Annotated in this window: 10 protein-coding genes and 1 rRNA gene; 8 read left to right on the forward strand and 3 right to left on the reverse strand. The window is 36.6% G+C overall.

Annotated elements, in window-relative coordinates:
* Positions 1 to 6: 6 nt before the first annotated feature.
* The 6 genes from rrf to FNN09_RS20320 all read left to right on the forward strand — a co-directional run bounded on the left by rrf (position 7) and on the right by FNN09_RS20320 (position 4,810).
* A 5S ribosomal RNA gene (gene rrf / locus FNN09_RS20295) occupies positions 7 to 117 on the forward strand.
* A 409-nt stretch (positions 118 to 526) separates the two neighbouring features.
* The gene (gene mce, locus FNN09_RS20300; protein ID WP_255434206.1) at positions 527 to 1,096 is read left to right on the forward strand and encodes a methylmalonyl-CoA epimerase; all 570 of its coding nucleotides are present in this window, start codon (positions 527 to 529) and stop codon (positions 1,094 to 1,096) included.
* Positions 1,097 to 1,129: 33 nt separating this feature from the next.
* On the forward strand, positions 1,130 to 2,689 hold the full coding sequence (locus FNN09_RS20305; RefSeq protein WP_143304324.1) for an acyl-CoA carboxylase subunit beta: 1,560 nt from the start codon (positions 1,130 to 1,132) through the stop codon (positions 2,687 to 2,689).
* Positions 2,690 to 2,700: 11 nt separating this feature from the next.
* A complete protein-coding gene (locus tag FNN09_RS20310; protein ID WP_143304325.1) occupies positions 2,701 to 3,057 on the forward strand; it encodes an OadG family protein in 357 nt (118 codons plus the stop codon).
* 6 nt (positions 3,058 to 3,063) lie between these two features.
* Complete coding sequence (locus FNN09_RS20315; protein ID WP_143304326.1) at positions 3,064 to 3,489, forward strand: biotin/lipoyl-containing protein; 426 nt, start codon at positions 3,064 to 3,066, stop codon at positions 3,487 to 3,489.
* 172 nt (positions 3,490 to 3,661) lie between these two features.
* Positions 3,662 to 4,810, forward strand: a complete 1,149-nt coding sequence (locus FNN09_RS20320; RefSeq protein WP_370511667.1) for a sodium ion-translocating decarboxylase subunit beta — start codon at positions 3,662 to 3,664, stop codon at positions 4,808 to 4,810.
* 66 nt (positions 4,811 to 4,876) lie between these two features.
* Here the strand turns inward: FNN09_RS20320 and FNN09_RS20325 are convergent, their stop codons facing one another.
* The 3 genes from FNN09_RS20325 to FNN09_RS20335 are packed head-to-tail and all read right to left on the reverse strand — an operon-like array spanning position 4,877 to position 8,783.
* Positions 4,877 to 5,566, reverse strand: coding sequence for a DUF4377 domain-containing protein (locus FNN09_RS20325; protein WP_143304328.1), 690 nt, complete (start codon positions 5,564 to 5,566; stop codon positions 4,877 to 4,879).
* Between the two features lie 54 nt (positions 5,567 to 5,620).
* Positions 5,621 to 7,999 (reverse strand): polysaccharide biosynthesis tyrosine autokinase, encoded by a 2,379-nt coding sequence (locus FNN09_RS20330; protein ID WP_255434207.1) that lies wholly within the window; start codon positions 7,997 to 7,999, stop codon positions 5,621 to 5,623.
* Positions 8,000 to 8,003: 4 nt separating this feature from the next.
* Entirely contained in the window at positions 8,004 to 8,783 is a 780-nt protein-coding gene (locus FNN09_RS20335) for a polysaccharide biosynthesis/export family protein (protein WP_185969086.1), read from the reverse strand.
* A gap of 378 nt (positions 8,784 to 9,161) precedes the next feature.
* Between FNN09_RS20335 and ffh the strand changes: the two genes are divergently transcribed.
* Both ffh and folD read left to right on the forward strand, forming a co-directional pair.
* Entirely contained in the window at positions 9,162 to 10,496 is a 1,335-nt protein-coding gene (gene ffh / locus FNN09_RS20340) for a signal recognition particle protein (protein ID WP_143304330.1), read from the forward strand.
* A 68-nt stretch (positions 10,497 to 10,564) separates the two neighbouring features.
* On the forward strand, positions 10,565 to 11,446 hold the full coding sequence (gene folD, locus FNN09_RS20345) for a bifunctional methylenetetrahydrofolate dehydrogenase/methenyltetrahydrofolate cyclohydrolase FolD (RefSeq protein ID WP_143304331.1): 882 nt from the start codon (positions 10,565 to 10,567) through the stop codon (positions 11,444 to 11,446).
* Positions 11,447 to 11,610 lie beyond the last annotated feature (164 nt).

Genomic DNA, 11,610 nt, shown 5'->3' on the forward strand with positions numbered 1-11,610 from the left:
CAATATTTAGGTGGTTATTGCATCAGGGTTCCACCTCTTCCCATTCCGAACAGAGAAGTTAAGCCTGATAGCGCCGATGGTACTGCGTAGAAGTGGGAGAGTAGGTCGCCGCCTTTTTTTAGAGAAATCCGATATTCATTGTGAGTATCGGATTTTTTGCGTTTATACGTATTTGGAATAAGTAGATTACGATATAAGGGAACATTACACAGTCTGGTTTTTTTAAATAACGCTAATATTTGTTGCAAAACTGATTCCGCTTCTGACTACACTTGGGAATAGTTTAACTAAATATAAGGTATTTCAAATTATGTGGTTGAATCGAGATCTGCAGCTAAATTTAGATTAGCTGCAATATGCTTTCTTGATTTCTGAGCATTGTCATGTACTAATGAAAACTAAAAGATTTTACCTCTTTTAAGTATCAATTAATAAGTAAAACTGGCATTGATGTGTGATATATTTTGGTAATTTCTTACGATTTATTACCTGTCGATTTTATTTTATGGATTAGAATAGTCATATTATGAACATATCTAACAAGTTCGATTTAATACTATTTAACGTTGTTTGTCGGCTTTTATATGTTTTAAAACAATCTTTTTTTAAGCTAAAAAATGATGTAGAAAATCGATTAGTTTTTACTTTTGCTGAATCATTTTTATTAAACAATAAATTATTAGATATGAAGCCTACGCATATTGAGCACATTGGAATTGCCGTTAAAGATTTACAAGAAGCTATTCCTTTTTTTGAAAAAGTTTATGGTTTAGAGTGTTACGCAGTTGAAGAGGTAGCTGATCAAAAAGTAAAGACAGCATTTTTTAAAGTTGGTGATACTAAAATTGAACTTTTGGAGTCAACAGACCCTGCAGGGCCAATTGGAAAATTTATTGAGAAGAAGGGTGAGGGTATTCACCATATGGCATTTGCTGTTGAAAATTTAGCTGAGAAACTAACTTTTGTTGAAGAGCAAGGCGTAAGATTGATTGATAAAGCGCCGCGTAAAGGTGCTGAAGGATTAAATATTGGTTTTTTACATCCAAAGTCAACGTTTGGCGTTTTAACCGAACTTTGTGAAGATCCAAATAAGTAATCCCTATAACTGACTAATACTTTACCATTCTATATGTCAACTCAGGATAAAATTAAAAAATTAATTGATCTCCGTACCGAAGCAAAGCTAGGTGGAGGCGAAAAGCGTATTGAAAAACAGCATGCGCAAGGTAAAATGACAGCTCGTGAACGTATTGAGGTACTACTTGATGAAGGTTCATTCGAGGAGTTAGATATGTTTGTAACACACCGTTGTACCAATTTTGGTATGGAAAAGAATAAAATTCTTGGTGATGGTGTTGTAACTGGACATGGAACCATTGACGGACGTGTTGTATATGTTTATGCTCAAGATTTTACCGTTTTTGGTGGCTCGTTGTCTGAAACCTTAGCTCAGAAGATCTGTAAAATTATGGATATGGCGATGAAAGTTGGTGCGCCAGTTATTGGTATCAACGATTCAGGTGGTGCTCGTATTCAGGAAGGTGTTACCTCTTTAGCAGGTTATTCTGAAATATTTCAACGCAATATTCTTGCATCAGGTGTAGTTCCACAAATATCAGCCATTTTTGGTCCTTGTGCTGGAGGTGCTGTTTATTCTCCTGCTTTAACTGACTTTGTTATGATGACTGAAGAATCATCATACATGTTTGTGACCGGACCAAAGGTTGTAAAAACCGTTACTGGCGAGGATATTTCAGTTGCAGATTTAGGTGGAGCTGATGTTCATGCATCGAAATCAGGTGTATCTCACTTTAAAGTGGAGAATGAAGAAGAAGGATTGTTGTTAATCCGTAAGCTAATATCATATCTTCCACAAAACAATATGGAAGAAGCACCTGTATTAGAGTGTAACGACCCTATAGATCGTTTGGATGATGCCTTAAATAACATTGTTCCAGATAATCCGAACTTACCATATGATATGAAAGATATTATCTTCTCAATTGCTGATGAAGGTGAATTCTTAGAAGTACATCGTAATTATGCGAAGAATATCATCACAGGATTTTGTCGTTTCGACGGGCAATCAGTGGGTGTTGTGGCTAACCAACCTAACTATTTAGCAGGTGTATTGGATTGTGATGCTTCTCGTAAGGCTGCACGATTTGTACAAATGTGTGATGCCTTTAATATTCCTATTTTAACACTTGTTGATGTTCCTGGTTTCTTACCTGGTTCAGGACAGGAGTATGCTGGTATCATTATTCATGGAGCAAAATTAATGTTTGCTTACGGAGAAGCTACTGTACCAAAAGTAACTGTTACAATTCGTAAATCATACGGTGGTGCTCACGATGTGATGTCGAGTAAGCAATTACGTGGTGACTTTAACTATGCATGGCCAATGGCTGAGATTGCAGTAATGGGTGCTAAAGGTGCTATTGAAGTACTTGAAGGACGAGCCATTTCTAAGATTGAAGGTGAAGAAGCTAAAGCTGAGTATGCTGACAAGAAAATCGCGGAATATGAAGAAGCGTTTGCGAATCCTTATCAGGCTGCAGCTTATGGTTATATTGACGATGTTATTGAGCCTCGAAATACGCGTTTTAGAGTGATTAGAGCTTTCCAAAATCTACAAACGAAGAAAGTTACTAATCCGCCTAAGAAACATTCAAATATTCCACTATAAACCACTGTAATATGAATTTATTAATTGTCGATTCAATGACGTGGACTATTACCATTTTGGGTTGGTTCATCGTTTTTGTTGCTTTGGTTTTCTTGATTGGAGTATTTATTACTGTACCAAAACTTCTTAACTGGGGCATTAAACGCTCTTTGCGTAAAAAGAATAAGGATGCAGTTAAAGAAATAAGTACAGATTCTCTTGAGTTATCTGGAGAAACAAATGCAGCTATCGCCATGGCACTTCATATGTTTTTTAATGAAATGCATGACGAGGAGAGTAACGTAATCACTATTAAGCAAGTGAAAAAGCGTTATTCACCATGGAGTTCGAAAGTGTATAGTTTTAACAATGTTAATTTCCCTAGGTAAGAGAATATGAAAAAGTTTAGTTTTACCATTAGAGGTAATAAATACGATGTTCACCTTAAAGATTTAGAGGAGAATATCGCTCAATTAGATGTGAACGGAACTACTTATGAAGTAGAGATTCACCAAGAAGAGAAAAAATCAAAGACGCCAAAACTAGTGCGTAAACCAATTCAGCGTAAGCCAGGAGAAGGTTTTATCACTAAAAAAGCTGGAGGTGGTGGAGTAAAAGTTAATGCACCACTACCGGGCAACATTTTTAAAGTGTTGGTTAGTGAAGGTGATGCAATTAAAAAGGGTGACGTTTTGTTGATAATGGAAGCCATGAAAATGGAAAACAACGTATTGGCTGAGAAAGATGGTACTGTTGCTTCTATTAAAGTGTCAGTTGGTGATGCTGTGTTACAAAACGATGTATTAATTGAAATGGAATAACAAAGGTCTGCATTTTTTCACTTTGAAAAATTAAGACGATTCCGTTTATTAAAAATTATTTATGAAACGAATAATCACTCTTTTTGGTGTTTTCTCAGTATTATTCAGTCTGCAGTTTATCGGAGGTGGATTTGAAGCCTTTGCTGCCGGAACTGGAGCAGAAGAGACATTCATGAATCATGCATCAAATGGTCTGGATACTTTTTGGAAGTTTACAGGTTTCTATAATTTAATGAGCAACCCTAGCAATTTAATCATGATTGCTGTTGGTTTGTTCTTTATCTTTTTAGCAATTAAGTATGATTATGAACCATTATTACTTATTCCGATAGGAACGGGTGTGATATTAGGTAATATTCCTTTTGCTGAAGGTTATCAAATTGGTCTTTACGAAAAAGGTTCGGTGCTTAATTACCTGTATTTTGGAGTTCAGCAAGGAGTTTATCCTCCATTGATTTTCTTAGGTATTGGAGCAATGACTGACTTCTCATCATTAATATCAAATCCGAAATTAATGATATTAGGAGCAGCAGCACAGGTAGGTATTTTTGCAACGTTCTTAGGAGCGTCTGCTTTAGGATTTACTGCGCAAGAAGCGGGAGCGATTGGTATTATTGGCGGTGCTGATGGTCCAACTGCGATCTTCCTTTCTTCTAAATTAGCCCCAACACTGATGGGTGCAATTGCTATTGCAGCTTATTCTTACATGGCACTTGTACCAGTGATTCAGCCTCCAATTATGCGTTTAATTATTCCTAAGGAAGAGCGTTTAATTAAGATGAAACCTCCACGTGCGGTTTCTAAGGTTGAGAAAATTATGTTCCCAATTATCGGCTTATTATTAACAACGTTTATTTCGCCATCAGCATTACCTCTATTAGGTATGTTGTTCTTCGGTAACTTATTGAAGGAATCTGGTGTAACCGAACGTTTGGCTGATACTGCACGTAATTCAATGATCAATATTGTTACTATTCTTTTAGGTATAACAGTAGGTGCTTCTACTCAAGCTGATTACTTCTTGACTACAGCATCGTTGAAGATCTTTGGATTAGGAGCTGTTTCCTTTATGGTAGCAACGGCTGGTGGTTTATTCTTTGCTCGTTTAATGAATTTATTCTTAAAAGGCGATAATAAGATTAACCCATTAATTGGAGCAGCAGGTGTATCTGCAGTTCCCGATTCTGCCCGTGTTGTTCAGCATGAAGGTTTGAAAAATGACCCAAATAACCACTTGTTAATGCATGCCATGGCACCAAACGTATCTGGTGTTATTGGATCAGCAGTAGCGGCTGGTATATTATTATCGTTCTTATTGTAAGAATTGATATTTATAAAGTAATTGAAAGCCTGAAGTGGAAACACTTCAGGCTTTTTTGTACCATTCTCAATCCATGCGTTTACATCTGATTACTGCCTTATTATCAGATAGCAGAATGAGTTGTTGATTGAGTCTAAAAAAGGCATCCACTTGATCAAGAGCTGAAATAAATTGTTTTTCTAAATCGGGATGTTCACATGCCTTATTGGTGGATGTAATGTCCTTAAATTTGATATGATTTGTGTTGGGGAAGCGATCGATCAAACCTGAGTAATGGTTGCATCCATTCGTTCCAAGAATAGTGTTTTGGTGTGTGTTTATTTCTATTGTTACTTCATGTTGAAGCTTTCGAGCATTAAGTGCATTAAATTCTATAACACCCCAGATATCGTATAAGCATATTGGATCGGGATTGTATTTGCTACTCGATAGGATATTAACTAACTCATAAGTAATAGATGGTGTATCATTAGTAGGACTTTCAATACAAGTAGTTCTGACTTCCAAATGGTAACAAATACCTGGATTGTGCTCAAAGTTGATGATTGAGTCATTAAAGTATCGCCAATTGTCACGGTCATTTTCCTTAACTAGCAATGCTTTTTGCTCTGGATTACTTAAGCTGTTAATAGTGTAAGGAGCAATTAAGAAGTTTGATAATTCATCATCTGAAGATGACGATACAGAGTTGCTTTTATTTGCAATAGAGCAAGATGTAAAAAGAAAAGAGAGATAGAATAATGCTATTTTTTGCATAGTAATGGAGCTTATTACTATGCAAAGTACAAAATTAAATTAGCATTGAATTATTTACGACTCCTCATAATATCCATGCCCGTACCCATATCCGTACCCATAACCATAGCCATATTTGTTACGTTTAGTGTGGATGTCGTTTAATAAAATCCCAACATTACTTATTTCCTCATCCTGCATGTTTTTAACAGTTTGCGATAGTACTGCTTTAATCGTGTGTTGTTGACGAACTAAAAATATCAAAGTGTCGGTATGGCGAGCAAGCAAATACGGATCCGATACGATACCCATGGGCGGTGTGTCCACAATAACGATATCAAATTGAGACTTTAACTGATCTAGAAGATGCTTTGTCTTATCAGAACTTATCAACTCAGATGGGTTAGGAGGTATATTACCCGATGGTAATATCGTTAAATTTTCCTGACCTGAATCCATCAATATTTCAGGAATTTGTACTTGCCCGATCAGGTAGTTGGAGATGCCTGATTTATTGTGGCAATCAAATATTTTATTCAAGCCTGGTTTTCTCATGTCAAAACCTACCAAAGCGGTTTTCTTTCCACTTAAGGCAAATGCGGCAGCCATATTTAACGCACAAAATGTTTTACCTTCTCCAGGCATTGATGATGACACGCCAATAATGGGAGAGTCTATACCTCTGGTCATAAATTCAATGCGTGTTCTAACGCGTCGAAACGTTTCAGTCACAATTGATTTTTGATGACTCGCAACCACGTTTGATGCATCAGTACTGTTATGTATAATATTGCCAACAATAGGTAAAGTTGTTAATCGCTCTATATCATCCTGATCAATTATTTTATTATTAACAATTTGGCGCAATGCTAAAAAGGCCAAAGGAATAATTAGACCAAGGAGTAAGGCCTTTTTCTGATTGCCAGCCTTATTGGGAGAAACTAAACCTGAGTACCTTGCACTTTCTAATACTTGGTGATCGGGAGTATTCGATGCTTTTTGTATTTGAGCTTCTGATTGTTTACGCAAAAGAAATGTATACACATCATTGCTCAATTCAAATTTTCGCTCAATTCCAAGCAAACGACGTTCCGTTTCAGGTAAACCATAAAGCTCTTGTTCATTCTTATCTTTTTCAACCAACAAGCGAGCTTTGTTATCATCAAAAACATTCAATTGACTGCTTATTGTTTTTTGGAGTGTTTTTCGAGCTATTTCAATTTTTTTCTCAAGATCTTTATTAGCCATATTGAGCTCGCCATAGGTGCCAATGACCGATAGACGCTGCGTATTCAGCTCCATTATTACTTTTATTTGCTCGGCAAGTACAGAGTTCTCCATTTCATACATGGCTGGAGCCATCACATGGTCGCTGGTAATTCCTGCAGAGAAATATTCTTTTAAGTACAGATAATAGCTGCGTTTTATTTCTAGTTCAGTTAGCTTTTGTTCAATCTCTTGCATGCCATTAAATAAATAATCGGCTTTTGCAGATACGCTTTGTATGCGATTGTCTGTTCTGAACTGGCTTAATTCCGATCCTGTAAATCTTAGTGTGTCAGCAATTAGTACCAACTGTTGGCTAATAAAGTCAATTGTGTTGCTGGCAATTAAGTTTTTTTGTTTGAGGTTGTTAGCAATAAAGACTTCTGCAAGTTTATTCAGGAATATCTGGTTTTTATTATTGTTTTTGCCAGTTAAACTAACTTTAATAATGGAAGAACCTTCGTTGGGTAGTTGGGCCCTTAACCTCGATTTGTAATCGCCAGCCAATGCCCGTGGATGATTGAAAACAAAGTACTGTTCAATTGTGGTGTTATAGTTTTCGGTTCTGGGTACAATTTTAAAACGAGCCCAGGGCGTTTCAATTTTTTGGTCGTAATTAATGATGGCTTCGTAGTTGATTGGACCAACCGTAGTGCTTTTTTTATCACCTCTATAGGTATAGGTAGTTCCTCCCTCTTCGGCCTCAATTTTAATCTTACATTGTGTTTTATTTATAGGAACAACATAAATAGGAATGTTCATTAGTTGAGGATGTAAAGAGTCGAACTGCACAATGTAGTTGGTGCTGCGATACATCTCAGTATTTTTCAATCGCCCTTCTGCAAAATAACTAATGTGAAAATCTAATTCGTCAATTGACTGCTGTACAATATCCCACGATGTTAGTATGGCTATTTGATTATCAACACTGCGCTGCCCAGGTGTTAGGCCAAAACCTTGCATAATGTCGGTCTGCTGCATGTTGTCACCTCGTTCTTCCATTAATAAAGTAATGGTAGCACTGTAAACAGGGTGAATGTATCGATGGGCCAAATACACTCCTAATAAACTTAGCGGGAGAGTAATTGCAAAAAGCCACCAGTACTGTAATATATCTTGAATAAAACGCTTAATGTCAATGTTAAACATCGAATTGTTAGGTTGCGTTTGCTGATTGTCTGGCAACATAAACCTATTTAGTTAAAGTTTGAATAGTAAGAAAGAGAGCCAACAACGTTGTGATCATACCGATTGAAAATGATTCGCCAATACCAAATTGTTTAGCTTTCATTGGTCGTACATACAACATATCGTTGGGATAAATGTAGTAATACTCGGAATTGACTATATTTTTATCTGTTAAATCAACCTGGTAGGTTACTGGCCCATCTGGCATCTGTCTAACAATTTTCATTTTACGTTGCTTACCAAATGGAGTAATACCACCAGCCATAGCAACCGCTTCAAATATGGTAATTTGCTCTTTTTGCATCACTAAAACGCCTTGTTTGCGAAATTCTCCAAGTGCAGTAAAAGTGTTGGATGCCAATTTAAATGTCAGGCTATACTCTTTCAGGAATGGTTTCAACGCCTCGTGCAACTTATCTTTTCCCATGCGAACATTACAACTACTCATGTTAATTTTTCCAATGTAAGGAAAATCAATATTCATTGAGTCGTCAAGCAAGTAATAGAAAAAATTCTCATTACGTTGCGAGTTAGAGCCGCCAACTCCTCTAGACTGATTGAAAAATTCAGATATTTTCGGATCAGGTGTTGAGACATTTATAAAAAGATAATCGTTGGCTTGCAGGTAATAGTTATCTGTAATGCTTGTTAGAGTATCGTATGGGTTTACATATTTTTTATCGCTGCTCTTATCTTGTAACAAAACGTATTCTTTTTGAGGAATACAACTCGATAAAATAGTAACGATAAAAACGAAGATGAAAAATGAATTACTGTGTTTCATAGGTTTTGATTGGACGAAGCTTTTTATAATGTTCATGTTTAAGGGTGTCTATTAGTCATCTTTAAAATTAGAAAAAAAAGCATGATTGCTTCGTAACATGCTGCAAAAATAAGGTTTTATTCGTTTTTAGTACTTATATATGACAAATAAGATAGAAGTAGTTTAATTGGCAATAATTTTTTATAATTCATAAAATGATAGTTGGTGTTTGATTTTGTGTGTAACCAGTAGTTAGATAGGTTGTTATGTGGTGTGTTTTGTGTAGTGTATTTCCGAAATAAAAATCTTTAGTATTTAATAACAAGACTTCTAAACAAAAAGCTATCACAATCTCTTTTAATTTTTTATTTTTGTGCAAATTTTAAAATAGTTACAGGAATGTTTGAGAATCTGAGCGAAAGGCTGGAGAGGTCATTTAAACTACTGAAAGGTGAGAGCAAAATCACCGAACTAAATATTGCAGAAACTTTAAAGGATATTCGTCGTGCATTATTAGATGCCGATGTTAACTATAAAACTGCCAAAACTTTTACCGAAACTGTTAGGCAAAAGGCCATGGGCCAGAATGTGCTGAACGCAGTTAAACCAGGTGAAATGATGGTAAAGCTGGTTCACGATGAGCTGGCTGTTTTGATGGGTGGAGCTTCTGTTGATATAAACTTAGATAATAATCCTAGTATTATATTAATTGCTGGTTTACAAGGATCTGGTAAAACAACTTTTACTGGTAAACTGGCTAATTTACTAAAGACTAAACGCAGTAAAAATCCACTTTTGGTGGCAGGTGATGTATATCGCCCTGCGGCCATTAATCAGTTACAGGTACTTGGAGAGCAAATAGGAGCTACTGTTTATACCGAAGAGGGAAGCAAAGATCCTGTTAAGTTAGCCAAGGATGGTGTTAAGTTAGCCAAAAAAGGTGCGCACGATGTTGTCATTATCGATACAGCTGGTCGTTTAGCGATTGACGAGCAGATGATGAACGAGATTTCTGCAGTTAAAAAGGCAGTTAACCCTGATGAGATTTTATTTGTGGTTGACTCCATGACTGGTCAGGATGCTGTTAATACTGCTAAGGAATTTAACGATCGTTTAGACTTTGATGGAGTTGTATTAACCAAACTTGATGGTGATACGCGCGGTGGTGCTGCTTTATCAATTCGAAGTGTGGTTGATAAGCCGATTAAGTTTGTTGGTATGGGTGAAAAAATGGATGCATTGGATGTATTCCACCCGAACCGTATGGCAGACCGTATTTTAGGTATGGGTGATATTGTTTCACTTGTAGAACGTGCCCAAGAACAATACGACGAAGAAGAGGCTCGAAAACTACAGAAGAAGATTGCCAAAAATCAGTTTAATTTTGATGATTTCTTAAAGCAGATTCAGCAAATCAAAAAGATGGGTAACCTGAAAGATTTAGCTGGGATGATTCCAGGGATGGGTAAGATGTTGAAAAATATTGATTTCGATGATGATGCTTTCAAGGGTATCGAAGCTATTATTCGATCAATGACCCCAGCAGAGCGAGAGCAACCATCTGTTATTAATGGAAGTCGCAAAAAACGTATTGCAGCAGGTAGTGGTACTACCATACAAGAAGTGAATCGTTTAATTAAGCAATTTGACGATACGCGTAAGGTGATGAAGATGATGACCAAAGGTAATAAGATGGGCAAGATGATGGGTAAAATGCCTATGGGAGGTCGTTAATTAAAATATTATTTAAAGAAGCACGCTGTGCTTCTTTTTTTATATAATAAACCCCTAAATCAACAACCATGCAACTAATAGATGGAAAATTAACTTCGAAAGAAGTTCGTAAAGAAATTGCTGCAGAAGTGGAAGCCATGAAAGCAAATGGCGAAAAAACACCTCACTTAGCTGCCATTCTTGTAGGACATGATGGAGGTAGCGAATCATATGTTTCAGGAAAGATGAAAGCTTGCGAAGAAGTAGGTTTTAAATCGAGCTTGATTCGTTATGATGACGATGTAACAGAAGTAGAATTATTAGCAAAAGTAAAAGAACTTAATAATGATCCTGATATTGATGGATTTATTGTTCAATTGCCTTTGCCAAAGCATATAAACGAAGACAAGGTAAACGAAACCATTGATCCTCGTAAGGATGTTGATGGTTTTCATCCCGTTAACGTTGGGCGTATGACAATTGGTATGCCTGCATTTATTTCCGCTACACCGCAAGGTATCATGGAGCTATTAAAGCGTTACGAAATTGAAACATCAGGAAAGCATGTGGTGGTTGTGGGACGTAGTAATATTGTTGGACGTCCAATGAGTGTGTTATTGTCACAAAAGGGTAATCCTGGAAATGCCACCGTAACAGTTGCTCATAGCCGTACTGCTAACTTAAAAGAGCTTTGCCTAGATGCAGATATCATTATTGCAGCCATTGGTGTTCCTGGATTTGTTAAGGGAGACATGGTTAAAGAGGGAGCGGTGGTAATTGATGTTGGTACAACTCGTGTACCTGCTACTGATACTAAATCAGGTTGGCGTTTAAAAGGCGATGTGTTGTTTGATGAAGTTGCGCCGAAATGTTCATACATTACACCTGTTCCTGGTGGAGTTGGGCCAATGACGATTACATCTTTGATTATCAATACCCTTAAGTCGGCAAAGAAAGAGATTTATAATTAAGCTATTTAATAGCGTTCAAATAATAAGAGGGTGTCCAAAATTACGGCATCCTCTTTTTTTATGTTTTAAAATTGAATCGCGTTTGTTAATATGCTATACCGCTGAGAGGCTGTAGTTGAGCTGGTATTTTGTTTTAAAGCTAGATATGGAGGCTATTATTCGTA

The organism is Carboxylicivirga sp. M1479, from assembly GCF_007097485.1.
Classification (GTDB): domain Bacteria; phylum Bacteroidota; class Bacteroidia; order Bacteroidales; family Marinilabiliaceae; genus Carboxylicivirga.